The organism is Burkholderia sp. SIMBA_051 (assembly GCF_046534915.1).
Taxonomy (GTDB): domain Bacteria; phylum Pseudomonadota; class Gammaproteobacteria; order Burkholderiales; family Burkholderiaceae; genus Burkholderia; species Burkholderia ambifaria.
On record NZ_JAWRXS010000006.1, the window covers coordinates 56,842 to 74,425 of the forward strand.

Annotated in this window: 18 protein-coding genes; 5 read left to right on the forward strand and 13 right to left on the reverse strand. The window is 68.2% G+C overall.

The features are described 5' to 3' along the window. Positions 1-166 precede the first annotated feature (166 nt). From SB771_RS15860 to SB771_RS15875, 4 genes are read right to left on the reverse strand one after another with little or no spacing between them, the layout of a single operon-like run. Positions 167-934 carry an ABC transporter permease gene (locus tag SB771_RS15860; protein WP_175658786.1) on the reverse strand — a complete coding sequence of 256 codons (768 nt, stop codon included), beginning with the start codon at positions 932-934 and terminating at the stop codon, positions 167-169. Continuing rightward, positions 931-1,869: an ABC transporter ATP-binding protein gene (locus SB771_RS15865; protein ID WP_175658787.1), complete on the reverse strand. Its 939-nt coding sequence runs from the start codon at positions 1,867-1,869 to the stop codon at positions 931-933. The genes SB771_RS15860 and SB771_RS15865 overlap by 4 nt, the downstream gene beginning before the upstream one ends. Continuing rightward, positions 1,866-3,044 carry an ABC transporter permease gene (locus SB771_RS15870; protein ID WP_165753737.1) on the reverse strand — a complete coding sequence of 393 codons (1,179 nt, stop codon included), beginning with the start codon at positions 3,042-3,044 and terminating at the stop codon, positions 1,866-1,868. The genes SB771_RS15865 and SB771_RS15870 overlap by 4 nt, the downstream gene beginning before the upstream one ends. After that, entirely contained in the window at positions 3,041-3,964 is a 924-nt protein-coding gene (locus SB771_RS15875; RefSeq protein ID WP_175658788.1) for an ABC transporter substrate-binding protein, read from the reverse strand. Before SB771_RS15875 ends, SB771_RS15870 begins: the two co-directional genes overlap by 4 nt. A gap of 166 nt (positions 3,965-4,130) precedes the next feature. Between SB771_RS15875 and SB771_RS15880 the strand changes: the two genes are divergently transcribed. Together SB771_RS15880 and SB771_RS15885 are read left to right on the forward strand one after the other, a co-directional pair. Further along, positions 4,131-5,063, forward strand: coding sequence for a 2-hydroxyacid dehydrogenase (locus SB771_RS15880; protein ID WP_175659728.1), 933 nt, complete (start codon positions 4,131-4,133; stop codon positions 5,061-5,063). A gap of 63 nt (positions 5,064-5,126) precedes the next feature. Further along, complete coding sequence (locus SB771_RS15885; protein WP_175658789.1) at positions 5,127-5,351, forward strand: hypothetical protein; 225 nt, start codon at positions 5,127-5,129, stop codon at positions 5,349-5,351. A 59-nt stretch (positions 5,352-5,410) separates the two neighbouring features. Here the strand turns inward: SB771_RS15885 and SB771_RS15890 are convergent, their stop codons facing one another. Further along, the gene (locus SB771_RS15890) at positions 5,411-7,366 is read right to left on the reverse strand and encodes a Xaa-Pro dipeptidyl-peptidase (protein WP_175658790.1); all 1,956 of its coding nucleotides are present in this window, start codon (positions 7,364-7,366) and stop codon (positions 5,411-5,413) included. A gap of 603 nt (positions 7,367-7,969) precedes the next feature. Continuing rightward, positions 7,970-8,308: a helix-turn-helix domain-containing protein gene (locus SB771_RS15895; protein WP_041491522.1), complete on the reverse strand. Its 339-nt coding sequence runs from the start codon at positions 8,306-8,308 to the stop codon at positions 7,970-7,972. A gap of 78 nt (positions 8,309-8,386) precedes the next feature. Between SB771_RS15895 and SB771_RS15900 the strand changes: the two genes are divergently transcribed. Together SB771_RS15900 and SB771_RS15905 are read left to right on the forward strand one after the other, a co-directional pair. Next, positions 8,387-9,289, forward strand: a complete 903-nt coding sequence (locus SB771_RS15900; RefSeq protein ID WP_175658791.1) for a hypothetical protein — start codon at positions 8,387-8,389, stop codon at positions 9,287-9,289. 277 nt (positions 9,290-9,566) lie between these two features. Beyond that, on the forward strand, positions 9,567-9,797 hold the full coding sequence (locus SB771_RS15905; protein ID WP_175658792.1) for a hypothetical protein: 231 nt from the start codon (positions 9,567-9,569) through the stop codon (positions 9,795-9,797). A 104-nt stretch (positions 9,798-9,901) separates the two neighbouring features. Here SB771_RS15905 and SB771_RS15910 read toward each other — a convergent pair whose 3' ends face one another. The 7 genes from SB771_RS15910 to SB771_RS15940 all read right to left on the reverse strand — a co-directional run bounded on the left by SB771_RS15910 (position 9,902) and on the right by SB771_RS15940 (position 17,182). Continuing rightward, positions 9,902-10,909 (reverse strand): aldo/keto reductase, encoded by a 1,008-nt coding sequence (locus SB771_RS15910; RefSeq protein WP_175658793.1) that lies wholly within the window; start codon positions 10,907-10,909, stop codon positions 9,902-9,904. Positions 10,910-11,020: 111 nt separating this feature from the next. Next, on the reverse strand, positions 11,021-11,920 hold the full coding sequence (locus SB771_RS15915) for a LysR family transcriptional regulator (protein ID WP_012366758.1): 900 nt from the start codon (positions 11,918-11,920) through the stop codon (positions 11,021-11,023). Between the two features lie 154 nt (positions 11,921-12,074). Next, positions 12,075-12,923 (reverse strand): alpha/beta hydrolase, encoded by an 849-nt coding sequence (locus SB771_RS15920; RefSeq protein ID WP_175658794.1) that lies wholly within the window; start codon positions 12,921-12,923, stop codon positions 12,075-12,077. A 126-nt stretch (positions 12,924-13,049) separates the two neighbouring features. Further along, positions 13,050-13,781, reverse strand: a complete 732-nt coding sequence (locus SB771_RS15925; RefSeq protein WP_175658795.1) for an alpha/beta fold hydrolase — start codon at positions 13,779-13,781, stop codon at positions 13,050-13,052. Beyond that, positions 13,778-14,584 carry a DinB family protein gene (locus SB771_RS15930; RefSeq protein WP_175658796.1) on the reverse strand — a complete coding sequence of 269 codons (807 nt, stop codon included), beginning with the start codon at positions 14,582-14,584 and terminating at the stop codon, positions 13,778-13,780. Before SB771_RS15930 ends, SB771_RS15925 begins: the two co-directional genes overlap by 4 nt. A gap of 130 nt (positions 14,585-14,714) precedes the next feature. After that, positions 14,715-15,146 (reverse strand): YciI family protein, encoded by a 432-nt coding sequence (locus SB771_RS15935; protein WP_011659494.1) that lies wholly within the window; start codon positions 15,144-15,146, stop codon positions 14,715-14,717. Between the two features lie 266 nt (positions 15,147-15,412). Beyond that, positions 15,413-17,182: an ATP-binding protein gene (locus tag SB771_RS15940; RefSeq protein WP_175658797.1), complete on the reverse strand. Its 1,770-nt coding sequence runs from the start codon at positions 17,180-17,182 to the stop codon at positions 15,413-15,415. A gap of 153 nt (positions 17,183-17,335) precedes the next feature. Here SB771_RS15940 and SB771_RS15945 point away from each other — a divergent pair, with 153 nt between their 5' ends. Next, positions 17,336-17,566 (forward strand): hypothetical protein, encoded by a 231-nt coding sequence (locus tag SB771_RS15945; RefSeq protein WP_006752702.1) that lies wholly within the window; start codon positions 17,336-17,338, stop codon positions 17,564-17,566. Positions 17,567-17,584: the final 18 nt, after the last annotated feature.

The window sequence follows — 17,584 nt, forward strand, 5'->3', positions numbered from 1 at the left end:
CGTTCGAGCACGGGCTCGAATGAAAGCATGCTGTAGGCTTGTGTCGCCGCACGCCGTGCGCAGACGGGATCGTTGCACGAACACGCATCGGAGTCCGGATCAAGCCCGCCCCGATTTTTTGTCGCGCCGTCTTTTTCCCGCGCAGAGCCGCGACGTCAGGCGTTTGCTACGGCCGCCGCGCACTCGCCACCCGTGCCAGCGCGCCGATCGCATCGCTGACCAGCACGGCGAGCAGCCCGACGATCACGCCGCCCTGCAGCACGAACGCAGTGTTCGAGGTCTGCAGGCCCGCGATGATGACATCGCCGAGCCCGCGCGCGGCCACCGTCGACCCGATCGTCGCGGTCCCGAGATTGATCACGACCGCGAGCCGGATGCCGTTCACGATCACCGGAAACGCGAGCGGCAGCTCGACCGACACCAGTTGTTGCCAGCCGCTCATCCCCATCCCGCGCGCGGCGTCGACGACGTCGCGCGGCACGTCCTCGAGCCCCGCGATCGTGCTCTCGAAAATCGGCAGGAGCCCGTACAGAACGAGCGCGATCAGCACGGGTTTCAACCCGAAGCCGACGGCCGGCACCGCGAGCGCGAGCACGGCGACCGGCGGAAAGGTCTGGCCGATGTCGACGACGCTGCGCGCGACCGGCAGAAAATCCGCGCCGGCAGGCCGCGTGACCGCGATGCCGGCCGCGATCGCGATCAGCATGCCGATCAGGCTCGACAGCGCGACGGTGCCGAGGTGCGCGAGCGTGAGATCGAGCAGGCTCGCGCGATCGTAGATGACCGGCGCGCCGTTGTCCGCGAACGGCGCGAACACGCCCTGCAGCCACGCGGGACGCAACAGCAGCACGAGCAACAGCGCGAGCGCGGCCGCGCGCGCGACATACGCGGGCAGCCGCCGCGGCACGGGTGAACGCGCGGGCCGCGTCGTCATGCGGGCTTCCTCGCGTGCGCGCGGATCGCGCCGAGCGTGATGCGGCGTGCGTCGCGCCCGTTGCCGTCGTCGACCGGCAATGCGTCGACGCCGCGCCACAGCAGCTCGGACACCGCGTCGCGCAGCGTGCGCGTCGCGGCGATCGGTTCGCCGTCGGCGTGACCGGATTCGGCCACCGCATCGATCGGCGTCAGCGCGAGCAGGCGCAGCGGCCGATCGACGCCCGCGACGAGCTGTTCGACCACGCCCGCCGCCGGTTTGCCGAGAATCTCCGCCGGCGACGCGACCTGCAGCAGCCGGCCGCCGTCCATCACCGCGATCGTGTCGCCGAGCTTCAGCGCTTCCTCGATATCGTGCGTGACGATCACGACCGTGATGCCGAGGCGGCGCTGTAGCGCGTACAGGTCGTCCTGCGCCTTGTTGCGGATGATCGGATCGAGCGCGCCGAACGGCTCGTCCATCAGCAGCATCGCGGGCTCGGCCGCGAGCGCGCGCGCGACGCCGACACGCTGCTGCTGGCCGCCCGACAGTTCGTGCGGCAGCTTGTCCGCGAATTCGGACGGCGCGAGGTGAAACAGTTCGAGCAGTTCGCGCACGCGCGCGTCGATGCGCGCGGCCGGCCAGCCGAGCAGGCGCGGCACGGTCGCGATATTGCGCGCGACGCTCCAGTGCGGGAACAGCCCGTGCCCCTGGATCACGTAGCCGATGCGCCGCCGCAGCTGCTCGGGCGGAACGCTCGCGGTGTCGATGCCGTCGATGCGGATCGTGCCGCTGGTCGGCGCGATCAGCCGGTTGATCATCCGCAGCAGCGTCGACTTGCCGCTGCCCGATGCGCCGACGAGCGCGGTGATCGTGCCTTGCTTCATCGTCAGCGACACGTCGTCGACGGCGGTGATGTCGCCAAAGCGTTTGCCGAGGCGTTCGATCTCGATCATGCAGTACGTCCCTTCGCGAGCGTGGTCGCGGCTTCGAACACGACGGCGGCTGCCAGCGCGAGTGCGATCGTCGGGATCGCGCCGAGCAGCACGAGATCGGCGGCCGATTGCCCGATCCCCTGGAAGATGAAGGTGCCGAAGCCGCCGCCGCCGATCAGCGCGGCGACCGCAGTCAGGCCGATGTTCTGCACGAGCACGATGCGCACGCCGCTCAGGATCACCGGCAGCGCGAGTACGAGGTCGACACCGAGCAGCCGCTGCACGCGCGTCATGCCCATCGCGCGTGCCGCTTCGGTCACATGCGGCGGCACCTGCTCGAGCCCGACCACGACGCTCGATGCGATCGGCAGCAACGAGTAGAGAAACAGCGCGAGCACGGCCGGCGCGACGCCGATCCCGCGGATCCCGAGCGCGGCCGCGAGCGGCACGTGCGCGGCGAGCAGGCCGAGCGGCGCCATCATCAGCCCGTACATCGCGATGCTCGGGATCGTCTGCACGATATTGAGCACCGGCATCACGACGGTGCGTACCGGTGCGATCCGCGCGCACGCGATGCCGAGCGGCACACCCGCGACGAGCGCGGCCGCGACCGAGCCGCCCGCAAGCGATACGTGCCGGATGGCCTCGCGCCAGAAGTCGTCGGTGCGCACCGCGTATTCGCGCATCACGGAAAGGCCGTCCCACCAGCCGCTCGCGAGCGGCACCGATATCGCCGCGATCACGACGGCGAGCGCGACGAGGCGCCGCCACGGGCCGAAGGCGAGCCGCGCGAGCGCATCCGCGACGAGCACGGCCCACGCGAACAGCAGCAGCCAGACACCTGCCGCGGGCGACACGCGCGCGAGCATGTCGTCGGGCGCGACGACGTGCGCCGCGGCCGCGCCGACCGCATACGCGAGCGTCGCGAGCCACGTGGAGCCGGCCGCGAGCCGCCATGCGGGCCGGCTCGCCGTCATCGCCCATAGCGCGCCGACGATCCATAGTGCAGCGAGCGCGGCACCCTGCGCGGCCGGCAGCGCGGCGAACACCGACAGCCCCGTGCCGGCCGCGATACGGTTCGGTCGCAGTACCATGAACGGCATGCCGACCACCGCGACGATCGTCAGGACACCGATCAGAATGCCGACCTTGTCGAGCGTGATGCGCCGCGCGGACGCCACGGCGCGGTCCGTCACTTGACGAAGCCCTTCGACTTCAGATAGCTCTTGGCCACGCCGGCCGCCGGTTCGCCATTGATCTGGATGCGTGCGTTCAGTGCTTGCAGCGTCTTCAGGTCGAGGCTCGCGAACACGGGCTTCAGGTAGTCGGCGATCTGCGGATGCGCCTTCAGCGCGGCTTCGCGAATCACCGGCGCCGGCGCATAGACGGGCTGCACGTGCTTGTCGTCGTCGAGCACGACGAGGCCGCTCGAGGCGATGCCGCCATCGGTGCCGTACACCATCGCGGCGTTCACGCCGTCGGTCTGGTTCGCTGCGGCCTTGATCGTCGCGGCGGTGTCGCCGCCGGACAGCACGACGAGCTGGTCGGGTTTCAGCTTGAAGCCGTACGCCTTCTCGAACGACGGCAGCGCGGATGGGCTGTTCACGAATTCCGCCGACGCGGCAAGCTTCACCTTGCCGCCGCCCACGGTCCACTTGCCGAAATCGGAGAGGGTCTTCAGGTGCTGCGATTGCGCGACGGGCGCGAGCACGGCGACGCCCCACGTATTGTTCGCGGGCGCCGGTGTGAGCCAGACGAGATGGTTCGCCGCGTAGTCGAGCTTCTTCGCGGTGTCGTAACCCTGGCTTGCGTTCTTCCACGCGGGATCGTCGGCCTTGTTGAAGAAGAACGCGGCGTTGCCCGTGTATTCGGGGTAGATGTCGATCTCGCCGCTCGTCAGCGCCTTGCGTACGATCGGCGTCGTGCCGAGTGCGATCTTTTCGGTGACGGGGATGCCGTGGGCCTTCAGCACCTGCGCGATGACATTGCCGAGCAGGTTGCCTTCGGTATCGATCTTCGACGACACCACGACGGGCGTGTCGGCATGCGCGCCAGGCGCGACGACGGCGGCGGCGAGCGTGAGGCCCAGGATCCGGGCGGGCAGGGCGAGTTTCATCGAGGCCAATCTCCAGGACGGGGGCGTACGCCGAAAGTTACTTGACTGGGCCGGCTTTGGCAAACCGCGTGCGGCGGCGTGCCCACAGCCCGTGTGGGGATTACCCGCATCCGTCATGCGCTCTTGTTACACTGAAATCCGTTCCCGCCTGCGGACACTTGCTGACATGAAGCCAGAACTGCTGGTCCTCATCGCATTGCGCGGCGAAGCGCATCGCGAGATCGCCGCGTCGTTCGACGTGCGCCATGCCCCGACCGCCGAAGAACGCGAACGCGCGATCGCCGAACACGGCGGCACGATTCGCGCGGTACTGACCAACGGCAGCACGGGCCTCGCGGCTGCCGACATCGACCGGCTTCCGCAGCTCACGTTCGTCAGCGCGCTTGGCGCCGGTTACGAGCATATCGACGTCGCGCACGCGAAGGCGCGCGGCATCACGGTCGTCACGGGCGCCGGCACCAACGACGATTGCGTCGCCGACCACGCGTTCGCGCTGTTGCTCGCGACGGTGCGCGATGTCGTGAGGCTCGATGCGAAAACCCGCGCGGGCGTGTGGCGTGAAGGGCTGCCGATGCCGCCGAACGTATCGGGCAAGAAGCTTGGCATCGTCGGGCTCGGGAAGATCGGCGAGAAGTGCGCGCGCCGTGCGGCCGGCTTCGACATCGAGGTCGGCTATCACAGCCGTTCGCGGAAGGACGCCGCGCCATACCGCTATTTCGACCGGCTCGACGCACTCGCGCGGTGGGCCGATTTCCTGATCGTCGCGACGCCGGGCGGCGCGGGCACCCGGCATCTGGTCGATCGCGCGGTGCTCGACGCGCTTGGCCCGGGTGGCTTTCTCGTCAACGTGTCGCGCGGCAGTGTTGTCGATACCGCTGCTTTGGCGGACGCGCTGCGCGAAAAACGCATCGCGGGCGCGGGGCTCGACGTGTACGAAGGCGAGCCGGAGCCGCCGCGTGCGTTGATCGGCCTCGACAACGTCGTGCTGACGCCGCATATGGGCGGTTGGTCACCCGAGGCGCTCGACCGGTCGGTCCAGCAGTTTCTCGACAACGCTGCCCGGCATTTTGCCGGGCAGGCGGTGCTGACACCGTTGTGAGCGTGTCGTTCTCCGGTCAGCCTCGGTTGATCGGAGCTGTGCAGAACGGCGGCAAGCGGCCATGTGAATCCGCTGGCGACGCGCATCGGCGTCGCGTATTCGGACGAGCACTACCGGCTCGGGCGCGAGTTTGCGGATCTCGACCACCACGGCAGCAGGTTCGTCGCGCAGCCGCTCGTGCGTGGCCGGCATTTCGACATCACCGCGCAGGTTCAGTGCAATGAGAATCTGGAACAGCACGCCGTCACGGCGACGGAGCAAAGACGCGTTGCTCGGCTGAACCGATGAACCGCGCACCACCGTGCAACGCGCAAGCGAAGCACGGGGTGCGCGGCCACATTCCAGCGTCAGGACGACACCAGCGGCACCGTGACCGACGTGCCTGCCGGATCGAGCGCGAGACCCGTGCCCGGTGTCGGCCGCAGCGTCGCCTCGTTGTCACTCGACAGCACGACGAGGCCGAGCTTGTGACCCGCTTCGAGCTTGTAGTCGCGCGGCATGAACGTCAGCTTCAGGTCATACGGCATCCCCGGCAGCACGGGCTCCGAGAACCAGTCCGACAAGCGGTTGCGCGGATCGGTCCATGCCCGCGTGACGATCGTCGCCGTGCCGTCCGGCGCGCGGTCGACCAGCAGCGCCGTCACGTTCGCGACGCCGGTGAAGGTCAGCCGCACGCGTGCGGTCGCGGTGCCGGACAGGCGCGTCGTGGCTGTGAACGGGGCCGTCTCGAAGCGGCCGCGATGCTCGCCGGTCGTGGCGTTCGCCAGCGTGAGCGCGGGGATCGACGCATCGTCGGTGAAGCGCGCGAGCGGGCCGCCGCTTGGCATCCGCAGCAGCGTGCCGGTGCCGGCGCCGTCGCCGCCCGCGAAATACGCGACCGGCGTGGCGTGCCGCGCGGCCCAGTCCGCTTCTTTCAGCAGCGTGCCGTCGGCCTGCTCGACCACCGCGCGCGGATCGCGATCGACGCCATTGTCGACGCCGATCAGGTAGCGCGTGAACCAGCGGTTCACCTCCGCGGTCCACGCTTCGGCCATCGCCGGCACGCGGGTCGGGTCGGTATGCTTCAGCCGATGCAGCCACAGCTGCGTCGGCACGCCCTGACGCCGCATCGCGAGATACCACGACGTCGACTGGTCGGTGCGCACGTTGTCGTCGGTCAGCCCTTGCGCGACGAGTGCCGGCGCGACCGCGTACGCGGTCGGAATGTCGCGCGCGGCCCAGAACGGCGAGTAGTTGCCGGTCTTGCGGTCTTCCTGCTGCAGCGCCTCGTCGACCAGGTGCGTGCAGCGCTCCGGATGCGCATTCGTCAGCAGCGCCTTGATATAGACGTCGACGTCCTCGCCCTGATAGCCCTCCGGCGCGCGCACGAGCCCGCCCGAGCGGTAATAGCCGTACATGTTCGACAGCCCGGCGACCGGCACGATCGCGTCGAGCCCGCGTGTGCGCAGGCTCGCGACCATCTTCGGCAGCGTGCCGTCGTACGACACGCCGTACATGCCGACGTGGCCCGTCGACCAGTTCGCGACGACCGGCTTGCCGTTCGCATCCTTCGCGGTCGCATCGCGGCCGAGCCAGCGGATCACCGACGCCATCGCGACGGATTCGTCGCGCGTGAGGATCGTCGGGCAACCGTCGGAACCGGCGGTGCCGAGCGAATCGGCATAGACGATCGTGAAGCCGCGCTGCACGAAATAACCTTCGATCCATGAACGGCCGGCCGCAGCCGCTTCGAGCTGCTGCAGCATACGGACTTGCGGCGCGGCGGCCATGATCCGCGCGGACGCGCCGCCGGGCGCGGCTGCCGCCGCGGCGGGATGTGGCGTGCCGTCGAGCTCGACGTCGACGTCGTGGTTGGGGCTGTCGGCGAGCCCGGCGTAGTACGGGCTCGCGAGCACGATGACCGGCGTGCGCGCGCCGTTGGCCGTTTCGGACGGACGCACGATGCGGACGTGAATGCGGTCGCGCGTACCGTCGCCGTCGGAATCGACCGGCGTGTCGACCCACGCGTTCTCCTCGATCGTGCCGCCGGACAGCGACGGTTGTACCTGGCCGTTGCTGATCACCGGCCGGTAGCGTCCGCCGCTGGCCGGATTCGCATACGGGACGCCGGAAGGCGACACGCGTCCCGATGCGTTGTCCACCGATGCGGCGCTGTCGCCCTGTTGGTTCTGACCTTGACCTTGCGCGAGTGCGGATACGCCCGCCACGCTGCCGCCGTCGTCACCGCCGCACGCGGCGAGCGTCGCCGCTGCGACGAGCGCGGGGAGCCATGCGCGACGCGATCCTCTGAAATGAAATTGCATTGCCGACCTCGTTCTTGTGATTGTGTGTGGACGACCAGTCCGCGATACACCCCCTGCGGGCCGGGCGGATTACTGCCTGCAACGAAGAGGAAACTGCACCATCGGGAAAGCGGCAGCGCCACGCATGCGCATCACGCAGGACTGCGAATCAAATGCACGGTGCATGCCGCGCGTCCTTCCAGCTGAAACGGAACGACATCATTCGATGAAACGGGGATGTTGCGAGCTGCGGTGCTGCGCTGCGGAAACACGACGCGACGCGCGTGCGGCGACGGAATGAAACGGATCGGCGGTTTCGGCCGCGCCGCGCATCGTGATGGCTTGCCGGTTCGCGTTTGCTTTCCGGAAGCTTGCGCAAAACTTATCTCAGTGAAATCGTCGTGTCAAACTTTTTTAACCGCCGGTAAATAAAGTTTCAGCGCGTTGCCGATGGGGGGCGTGTGGCGCGATTGCGATGCGCATGTGCGGTGACGTGCTGGCGGTTGCTCCGTGTCGCATCGCCCGAAGCAAAACGGGCGATGACGAATCGTATTCGTCACCGCCCGCCGGTTACTTGCCGTCAGCCTTCCTTCAAGTCACGCCGTCATGAACGCATGCGCGTCGTCACCTGTCGTCGGCCTTCGCCTGCAGATCCTTCAATCCCTGAATCACGACCAGCAGCGCGCGCCCGTGCTCGTCGGAGCCGTCCCACGCGTCGACGATCGCGTCGCGCAGCAGATCGTTGTAACGGCGGCGCGCCGGCCCAGTATCGACGCCGTAGAAACTGCATAGCTTGTTGAATGGCCCGCTGCGCCGCAGCCGATGCCCGTTCGACAGCCGCAGGCGCGAGACGGTCGGCTGACTGACCCCGGAAAGTCGCGCGATTTCGCTGGACGAGCGCGTGTCCGCCATCAGACGGCGTAACAGGTCTTGTACAGGAAAATCGTGGTCCGGGGCTTCCATGCGATGCATTATACCTATACAGTTACGGTTGTTGAATGGGCTTGCTGTCACCAGCGAGGCTGTATCCCGAGAAAGTCGATGACACTGAAACATCTCCCTCCTACGTTCTGCTGGACGAAGATCGGTACCGAGTCCGGCGAGGAACTGCCGACCGTCGTGCTCCGCAAGGAATGGGAGCGCCGGCTCGGGGGCGGGCGTTTTCTGTGGGGCATCAACCAGCCGCTCGGCAGCAGCGCGCAAGTCGCCGCGCATCGCACGGGCTCGCTGCTCGCGCTGTTTTCGCCGGTCGCGGCGCGCACGCGGTCAGGCGAGCGCAGGCGCGAGGACGCGCTGCTGTGGAATGCATGGGTCGATGCGAGCGGCCAGGTGCGGCCCCTGCCGCCGCACACGTTCATCGCGAGCCGCTCGACGCTGCCGTCGGGTCGCCGCCGCGAACAGCACTACGCGCTCGTCTGCGTATCGTCCACCGCGCTGACGGTCGGCACGCAATTGCGCGTGTTCCCCGATCACCTGCGCAGCGTGAGCACGGGCAAGCCGCTCGGCGTCGCGCAGGGCGCGGCCGTGGTCGACTGCGTCGGGCGCGCGAAGGAACAAACCGGCAAGAGCTATCCGCTCGCGCTGTCGGTCGAACTCGAAGCGCCATATTTCGTGCGGCTCGCGCAGCCGTGCGTGCTGAAGGCGCGCGATCTCGCCGACGTGAACAAGGCGACGCGGGCCGGCGATTTCGATCGCTTCGTCGAACTGGTCGCGCGCTTGCGCGGCCGATCGCCGACGGATGCCGTGCGCGGCGTCACGCGCGACCTGTTCGACGCGCCGCCGATCGAAACGGCGGCCGCCTACGTCGCGCCCACGCATGCCGGCCGGCTGCGCAGCCGGCCGGCGGTCGAGCATCCGCGCGAGCTCACCGGCGATCTGTTCGATCTGTCGTCTGAAGCGGCCGCGTTCGGCGGTATCGCGCATCCGCGCATCGGGCGCGCGTGATGTTGGCGCCGCTCATGGGCGGCGCGGGATGCGGGCAGGAAAGCTGATGCGCGCGCAACGACAAGTGCCGGTGTCGCCGCCATTTCGGCGCGCGCAAGAATTTGTTGCAATCTCGCCGTAGCGGATCGGCGAGCGTCGCGCGACAATCGCCACGGAAGCACGCCGCACGGTGGGTGTGCGTCGGCAGGCTGCCTGCCGTCGTTCACGCCGCCGACATGCGCCACACGCACACTGAGCGTCGGCTTGCTTCACACAGCAACCTGAGGGAGAAGTGTCGATGTCGACCCACATCTGTTCGCGGGAAGCACGGGCCGCCCAACGCTTCGTCGAAGCGACGCGCAACGTCGATCAGGCGTTTCGCGCGGTGCGCGGCGAAAGCGACGACGACATCTCGTCCGGCGAATATGCACGCGCGATGTCGCGTCTCGATCGCGCGCTGGACGAACTGGCGCGTGCGCAGGAATTCTTCGATCGCGTGGTGAACGCCGAAGCGGCGCACGGCAACTGAATTCGCGGTTTTTGCCGCCGTCGTTTTCCGTTTTTCATTTTCTTTTTTTGCCGCGTCGCGCTACGCCCGGCGCGCCACCGCGCCACCGCGTCAGCAGACGCACCTCACACCTTTCGCCCTTCGACCGGATAGCCGGGATCCGTATAACCGTGCGTCGACGCATGTCCCGGCGGCACCAGCGAATCGACGAAGCGTTCGTCGTCGGGGCCCAGCTCGAGCGTCAGCGCATCGATGTAGCTGTCCCAGTGCGCCTCGGTGCGCGGCCCGGCGATCGTCGAGCTGACGATCCGATTCTTCATCACCCACGCGAGCGCGAACGCGACGGACGTCGTGCCGCGCGCCGCTGCATGCGCGGCCACCTGCTGCGCGATGTGCAGCGACTCGGGCCGCCATTCCGTCTGCTGGATGCGCCGGTCGCCGCGGCCTGCACGCGAATCGGCTGGCGGTTGCGTGTCCGGCGCGTATTTGCCGGTCAGCACGCCGCGCGCGAGCGGGCTGTACGGAACGACGCCGATGCCGTAATGCGCGGCCGCCGGCAACTGTTCGACTTCGGCCGTGCGATCGACCAGGTTGTACAGCGGTTCGCTCGCCACCGGACGATCGATGCCGAGCTGGTCGGCGATGCGTACGATTTCGGCGATGCGCCAGCCCTTGAAATTCGACAGCCCGACGTAGCGCACCTTGCCTTGACGGATCAGGTCGGCCACCGCGCGCATCCCTTCTTCGAGCGGCGCATCGGTCAGCATGCGATGGAAATACAGGATGTCGATGTAATCGGTGCCGAGCCGCTTCAGGCTCGCGTCGACCGATTCGTAGATCCATTTGCGCGACTGGCCCTGACGGTTCGGCCCGGCATCCGGTCCGGCCGGATAGCCGAACTTCGTCGCGACGACCCAGCTGTCGCGATGCCGCGCGATCGCACGCCCGACGATTTCTTCCGAGCGTCCGGCGTGATAGACGTCGGCCGTGTCGATGAAGTTGACGCCCTGGTCGAACGCCTTGTCGATGATGCGCGCCGATGTGGCTTCATCGGTTTCGCCGCCGAACAACATCGTGCCGAGACACAGCGGCGACACCTTCAGCGCGCTGCGCCCGAGATAGCGGTAATCCATGCAAGAGGCTCCATGCGGGCGAGCGCCCGCGTTGGTTAGACATCGACGATGGTAGCCACCGACGTGCTTATCGATAATCCCCGGGAATGCGCATGCAGTTATCGAGCCGCTTCATGAATGGCCGGGATGGCGCAGCGCATCGACGATCAGCGCGAATGCGCGGGACGATTGCCGCCGGCTCGCGTAGTACAGGTGATGGCCCGGAAACGTCGGACACCAGTCGTCGAGCACGCTGACGAGCCTGCCGGCTTCGACGTGCGGCGCGGCGAGTTCGGCCGGCACGTAGGCGAGGCCGTAGCCGGCGAGCGCCGCGTCGAGCATTTCATAGGTGCCGTTGAACGTGACCTGGCCGTCGACGCGCACCTGCAGCGTGTCGTCGCCGCGCGCGAGTTCCCACGCGTACAGCGCGCCGTGCGTCGGCAGGCGCAGGTTGATGCAGTCGTGCGCGACGAGATCCTGCGGCGTCGCCGGCGGCTCGCGTTCCGCGAAATACGCGGGCGCACCGACGATCGCCATCTTGAGGTCGGGCGAGATGCGTACCGCGATCATGTCCTTTGCGACCTGGTCGCCGAGCCGCACGCCGATGTCGAAGCGTTGCGCGACGATGTCGGACAGCCCGTAGTCGGTCACGAACTCGACCTTCAGGTCGCGGTAGTCGCGCAGGATCGGCGACAGCCGAGGCCACAGCAGCGTGCGGATCACGTAGTCGGTCGCGTTGATGCGCACGGTGCCGGCCGGCTTGTCGCGCAGCTCGGCGAGCGCCGACAGTTCGTCCTCGATTTCGTCGAAGCGCGGCGCGAGATTCTGCAGCAGGCGCTCGCCGGCCTCGGTCGGCGCCACGCTGCGTGTCGTGCGCGTGAGCAGCCGCACGCCGAGACGCGTCTCGAGCGCGCGGATCGTATGGCTGAGTGCGGATTGCGACACGCCAAGCCGGGCGGCGGCGCGCGTGAAGCTGCGCTCGCGCGCGACGGCGATGAAGGCGAGCAGGTCGGCAAAGTTGTCGCGCGGCATGGAGCAAGTCGGATGGTCGATGCCTGCGCATCCTACCATCGGGCTGCCGCGCGATGCGCCGGCGCGAGGGCTCGGCAACGCGGCAACGCTGCCGCGTGCGTCAGCCGGCGTGCGTCATGCGCGCCGGATGGCTCGCGATGCGGGTGTGCGGATCCTACGCATAGCCGCCGTGCTGGAACGACGTCGCGAAGAACCGCATCTGGTAGCCGATCGCATGCGCCCAGTAGTCCCACGTATGGCCGCCCGGACGCTCCGCATAGTCGTGCGGCACGCCGAGCGCGACGAGCCGTTCGTGCAGCGTGCGGTTCGAGCTGACCAATGCGTCGTCGCGGCCGCAGTCGATCGTCAGGTCCAGATGCGCGCGGACGAACGCGCGCGCGCTTTCGACGATCGCGTTGCGGTTCCAGAACGATGCATGGCGGCCGGGGTCGCCGAATACGTGATCGATGCCGGGTTCGTCCTCGCAGCAGCGCGGATCGACCGCGCCGCTGATGCTGCCGACCGCGCCGAACGTGTCGGGCCGGTCGAGCGCGATGCGCAGCGCGCCGAAGCCGCCCATGCTGAGGCCGGTGATCGCGCGCGCGCGCTTGGTCGCGATCGTCCGGAAGTGCATGTCGACATAGGACACGACTTCGTCGCCGACGAAGGTTTCGTAGCGGCTGCCCGAGTCGAACGGGCTGTCGATGTACCAGCTTTCGTGGCCGCCGTCGGGCATCACGAGGATCACGCGATAGCGATCGGCCAGCGCGGCGATGCGGGTGTTCGCGGTCCAGTCGGTGTGGTCGCCGCCGGAGCCGTGCAGCAGATAGACGACCGGAAAGCGTTCGACGCCGCGTTCCGGGCCGTGGCGCAGGCGTGCGTAGTCGTCGGGCAGCACGACGGTCGCCTTCAGCGTCTCGTTCATCGCGGCACTCGGAATCGCGACGACCCGCGCCTGGAAGGCGATGGCCGGGCTCGCGACGGCGAGCAGCAGCACTAGCCACAACGCGCGTATCAGGTTCATTGATCCTCGCCTCGGGAAAACCCTGTCCGGCGACTCTAGCAACCGCGCCTTTCAACCATATTTCGGCGAAACCTACGGGTTGTCAGGTGGCTGGTGTGCAGCCGGCCGGCCGGGCGGCCCCGCGCGTCAGCCGAAACAGCGCGCGAGCGTCTCCCGCAATGCGGCGGGCCGCTCGGCCGGTATCAGGTGCCCGCAGTTGGCGATCGTTTCGAAGCCGGCACAGCGTGCGAGCGCCCAGTCCGGCACATGCCAGCCCGCACGCGAGCGTTCGCCGGCGACGAGCCACACCGGATGGCGCTCGAACACTTCTGCGAGCGCCTGCAGATAACCGGATTCGCCGGTCGTCGCGACGACCGAGCGGCCCATCGCGCGCAGCGTCGCTGCAGGCTGATGCGCAAGCCAGCGGCGCGCGTCGTCGAGCTGGCGCGGCGACGGATCATCGATCGCGCCGCGCAGCCAGCCGAGCGGGTCGCCGCGCAGTGCATCGAGCATCGCGTCGGCTTGCGCGGGCGACATGCGGCCGACCGACGCCGACCAGAACGCATCGTCGAGCGTGAAGTTGCCTTCGACGTTGGCGATCCGGCGCACGCGTGCCGGATGCGCATGCGCGAACAGCATTGCGATCGCGCCGCCCACCGAGTGACCGACGAGGTCGACCGGCTGCGCGCCGTAGTGCGAGTCGACGGCCTGCCGCAGGTGCTCGACCTGAGCAGCGAGCGTGATCGCGTCGAACGGCGCGGCGCGGTGGATACCGTAGCCGAGCAGGTCGGGGGCGAGATGCGGGCCGGGCCATTCGGGCACGTCGAACGTACCGATGAAACCGTGGACGAACACGACGGGCGGGGTAGGGGCGCTCATTCGGCGGCCGAGGAGGTAAGGGGTGGCAATTCGAGTTCGGCGAGCAGTTCGTCGAGTTCGAGCACGTGCGTGAGGTCGTGGTCGAGCAGTTCGCGTACGAGTTCGTCGAGCGACATTCGGCGCATGCCGTCGCGCAGCCCGCAGCGGGCGAGTTCCGCCGGGTGCAATGCGGCCGCCGTCGCGCACAGCGCGGCGCGTCCGGTGCGGAACGCGGCGAGCGCGTCGTCGAGCGGCTGGGCGAGGTAGTCGCGCTGCGCGGCGAGCGCGGTGCCGTCGACAGACGCGATTACCGGCAGCTCATGCGTGCGCACGGCATCGATGCGTTCGGCGAACACCGCGTCGAGGTCGCGCAGGTGGCACGCATGTTCGACGAGCGAGAAGCCCGTGCCGGCCGGGCGGCGCGTGACGAGCGCGGCGGGAACGTGCGCGGCATACGCGGCGACTCGGGCAGGCATCGCGGCCAGCGCGGCGATGACGTCGGCGAACGGGCGCACCTGCGGATCCGCGCTGAATACCGCGCCGTAGCTGAACAGCGCGCCGCCGAGCCGGCCGCGCGGCTGTACGACGTCGTGCCCGCGGCGGCGCATCACGTCGGCGACCATCGCGCCGCAAAACTGCCGGGCCGTCGTGTCGGCCTCGATTTCGGGGAATTTGCGCGCGATCTCGTGTTGAATCGCGCCGATCGCGGCGACGCCGACACGCGACAGCGCCGCGAATTCGACATAGCGCTCGGGCTGCGCGATCAGCGCTTCGAGCTGCGCGCCCAGCGGCGTCGCGCGAAAACGGTCGAAACGGGAATGCATGACGATAAAGCCTCGCCTAGTAACGTGACAAAACGATACGTTACTAGGTGAGGTGTCGTCAATCGCCGTCGATGCGTTTGTTCGAAGAATCCGGCTGGCACACCCGGGCCCCTGCTGCAGCCCGGCCCGCTCACGCGTCGTGCTTGCGATCCATCTCCGCGCGCAGCCGCGCTTCCTGTTCCTGAAGCTCCGGCGTGAATGCTTCGCCGAAATCCTCGGGCGAGAAGATCGGCCGGATCTCGATGTCCGACTCGGTCGGCATCGGATTCGGGCAGCGCTTGACCCATTCGACGGCTTCTTCCATCGAATTCACCTGCCACAGCCAGTAGCCGGCGATCAGTTCCTTGGTCTCGGCGAATGGGCCGTCGATGACGGTCCGGTCCTTGCCGGAGAAATGCACGCGCTTGCCGCGCGAACTCGGATGGAGGCCTTCGCCGGCAAGCATCACGCCGGCCTTCACGAGTTCCTCGTTGTACTTGCCCATCGCGGCCAGCAGTTCGGTATCGGGCATCGCGCCCGCTTCGGAAGAGGCCGTTGCCTTGACGATCACCATGACGCGCATTGTCGTTGCTCCTTGAACGTGAAAGGGAGAATCCGCTATCAGCCGGCCGTGGGGGCCGGCAAATCGATCGGTTACGACACTACGACGCGCGACGCTCGCGCGAATCGACATCGCGGACAAAAAAATTCCGGTGACCGCTGACTGGCGACTGGCGAGGCGCCGCGGCGTATCCGATATCGTCCGTGCGGCAGGGGGCCTCAAAGCTTCGCGCTCGACGACCGACTCCGTGGCCCGCACCGGCGCACGCACGCCGGCAAGTCACCCACTCACGCCGCCTTGGGATGCGCGTCGAGCATGTCGCGGATCCGGGCCGCGAGTTCGTCGCGGCGGTACGGTTTGCCGAGCAGCATGACGCCGGGGTCGAGTCGCCCGGAGTGGAAAATCTCGTCGCGCGTATAGCCGGACGTGAACAGCACCGGCAACGGCGGCGTGCGCTGCGCGGCGCGCCGCGCGAGTTCGCCGCCCTTGATGCGGCCCGGCATGATCACGTCGGTAAACAGCAGGTCGATCGCGGTGTCGCAGTCGAGTATCTGCAGCGCGGCTTCGCCGTCGGACGCGGTCAGCACCTTGTAGCCGAGCTGCGTAAGCATGTCGACCACGGTCAGCCGGACCTCCGCGTCGTCCTCGACGACCAGGATGGTTTCGCGGCCGCGCGCGGCATCGTGCTGCGGCACGCGGGCAGGCTCTTCCGCGCAGTCATCGTGACAGCGCGGAAATGTGAGCCGCACGGTCGTGCCCTGGCCCGGCGTGCTTTCGATCGACGTATGGCCACCGCTTTGCTTGACGAAACCGAACACCATGCTGAGCCCGAGCCCGGTGCCTTCGCCGTCCGGCTTGGTCGTGAAGAATGGTTCGAACACGCGCTCGAGCACGTCGGCCGTCATGCCGGCCCCCGTATCGCTGATCTCGAACGTCACGTATTCGCCGGCCGGCAATGGCGAGCGCCGTGCGCCGCCGGCCTGCGTGGGATGCGCGTCGTTGTACGCGGCGATCGTCAGCGTGCCGTCGCCGCTCATCGCGTCGCGCGCATTGATCGCAAGATTGAGCAGCGCGTTCTCGAGCTGGTGTCGATCGGCGAGCACGTTGCCGACGTCGGGCGCCAGCGCGGTGACGATCCGCACGGTTTCGCCGAGCGCGCGGTGCAGCATCTCGCTCATCCCGTGGATCAGCTGATGCGGATTGAGCACCGTCGCCGACAACGGCTGGCGGCGCGCGAAAGCCAGCAGGTGCGACGCCAGCTGCGCGCCGCGCCGCACCGCGTTGTTCGCGCTTTCGATTCGCGGCTGCGCGCTCGCGCGCTCGCCGAGCTCGACGGCCAGAATCTGCAGGTTGCCGCTGATCACCTGCAGCACGTTGTTGAAGTCGTGCGCGATGCCGCCGGTCAGGCTGCCGATCGCTTCCATCTTCTGCGAGTGGCGCAACTGCTCCTCGACCGCCGCGCGCTCGGCGATCGCATCGGCCACGCGTTGCTCGAGCGTTTCGGTCAGGCGGCGCAGCGCATCGTTGGACGACTGCAGCGCCGCTTCCGCCTGTTCGCGATGACGCGTGGCGAGCACGCGTTCGGTCGTCTCGATCACGACGGCGAGCACCCCGCCCGGTGCGCCATCGTCGTCGGGCAGCGGGCTGTAGTGCAGATCCATCCATACGTCTTCGGGGCGCCCGCTGCGCAGCAGCACGAGCTCCTTGTCGCGATACGACAGCGTGCCGCCCGCGAGGCAGGTGTTCATCACGTTGCGGTTGAACTCGGCGACCTCGGGCCAGCCGAGCTCGACCGGCTGGCCGAGCAGATAGGGATGGCGGCCGCCGGCGAACCCGGCATACGCGTCGTTGTAGATCATGTAGCCGGGCCGGCCCCACAGCATCACCAGCGGCAGCGGCGACGCGAGCACGGTGCGCACGGCGGCGACGAGGCTCGCCGACCAGCCGTCGAGCGGGCCGAGACCGGTGGACGACCAGTCGAAGGCAGCGACGCGCCGGGCCATTTCGCCTTCCCAGCCCGGGCAATCATGATGCTGCGCGAATAATTCGGCATGCATGGAAACGCTCCGTTAATGACATGACGGCCGCGGCCTGCGCGGCGAGTCGCGTGAGCCGATTCATTCTAGTGCAGATCGATCGCGCGGCGGGGCTCCGGAATCGCCTGTCAAAACTGGTATGCTGACCAGCATCACGTTCATGTGGAGGGCGCCATGGCAACGAAGGAAGTCTCGAAGAAAAAATACCTCAAGATCCTGAACAAACGCCTGCGGGCCGAGCCCGATGCGCCGGCCGGCGCGTCGTTCGTGTTCTTTCCGGTCGGCGCGAAGGCCCGGCATGCGACGGGCGTCGCGTCCGGCGAGCCGCACAGCAAACGTGAGCTCGCGGTGATGGCCGCGGTCCAGAGCAAGGCGGCCGCTGAATTCGTCGTGACCGGCGCCTGACCAGCCAGGGCCGGCCGC

Bases quoted from the DNA above. Each gene is read 5' to 3' on its own strand.
- SB771_RS15910 (WP_175658793.1), bottom strand. From the start codon at position 10,909: ATGGATTACCGCTATCTCGGGCGCAGCGCGCTGAAGGTGTCGCCGCTG.
- SB771_RS15920 (WP_175658794.1), bottom strand. From the start codon at position 12,923: ATGAACCTGATACGCGCGTTGTGGCTAGTGCTGCTGCTCGCCGTCGCG.
- SB771_RS15880 (WP_175659728.1), top strand. From the start codon at position 4,131: ATGAAGCCAGAACTGCTGGTCCTCATCGCATTGCGCGGCGAAGCGCAT.
- SB771_RS15935 (WP_011659494.1), bottom strand. From the start codon at position 15,146: ATGCGCGTCATGGTGATCGTCAAGGCAACGGCCTCTTCCGAAGCGGGC.
- SB771_RS15905 (WP_175658792.1), top strand. From the start codon at position 9,567: ATGTCGACCCACATCTGTTCGCGGGAAGCACGGGCCGCCCAACGCTTC.
- SB771_RS15895 (WP_041491522.1), bottom strand. From the start codon at position 8,308: ATGGAAGCCCCGGACCACGATTTTCCTGTACAAGACCTGTTACGCCGT.
- SB771_RS15945 (WP_006752702.1), top strand. From the start codon at position 17,336: ATGGCAACGAAGGAAGTCTCGAAGAAAAAATACCTCAAGATCCTGAAC.
- SB771_RS15915 (WP_012366758.1), bottom strand. From the start codon at position 11,920: ATGCCGCGCGACAACTTTGCCGACCTGCTCGCCTTCATCGCCGTCGCG.
- SB771_RS15865 (WP_175658787.1), bottom strand. From the start codon at position 1,869: ATGATCGAGATCGAACGCCTCGGCAAACGCTTTGGCGACATCACCGCC.
- SB771_RS15930 (WP_175658796.1), bottom strand. From the start codon at position 14,584: ATGCATTCCCGTTTCGACCGTTTTCGCGCGACGCCGCTGGGCGCGCAG.
- SB771_RS15940 (WP_175658797.1), bottom strand. From the start codon at position 17,182: ATGCATGCCGAATTATTCGCGCAGCATCATGATTGCCCGGGCTGGGAA.
- SB771_RS15890 (WP_175658790.1), bottom strand. From the start codon at position 7,366: ATGCAATTTCATTTCAGAGGATCGCGTCGCGCATGGCTCCCCGCGCTC.
- SB771_RS15900 (WP_175658791.1), top strand. From the start codon at position 8,387: ATGACACTGAAACATCTCCCTCCTACGTTCTGCTGGACGAAGATCGGT.
- SB771_RS15925 (WP_175658795.1), bottom strand. From the start codon at position 13,781: ATGAGCGCCCCTACCCCGCCCGTCGTGTTCGTCCACGGTTTCATCGGT.
- SB771_RS15860 (WP_175658786.1), bottom strand. From the start codon at position 934: ATGACGACGCGGCCCGCGCGTTCACCCGTGCCGCGGCGGCTGCCCGCG.
- SB771_RS15875 (WP_175658788.1), bottom strand. From the start codon at position 3,964: ATGAAACTCGCCCTGCCCGCCCGGATCCTGGGCCTCACGCTCGCCGCC.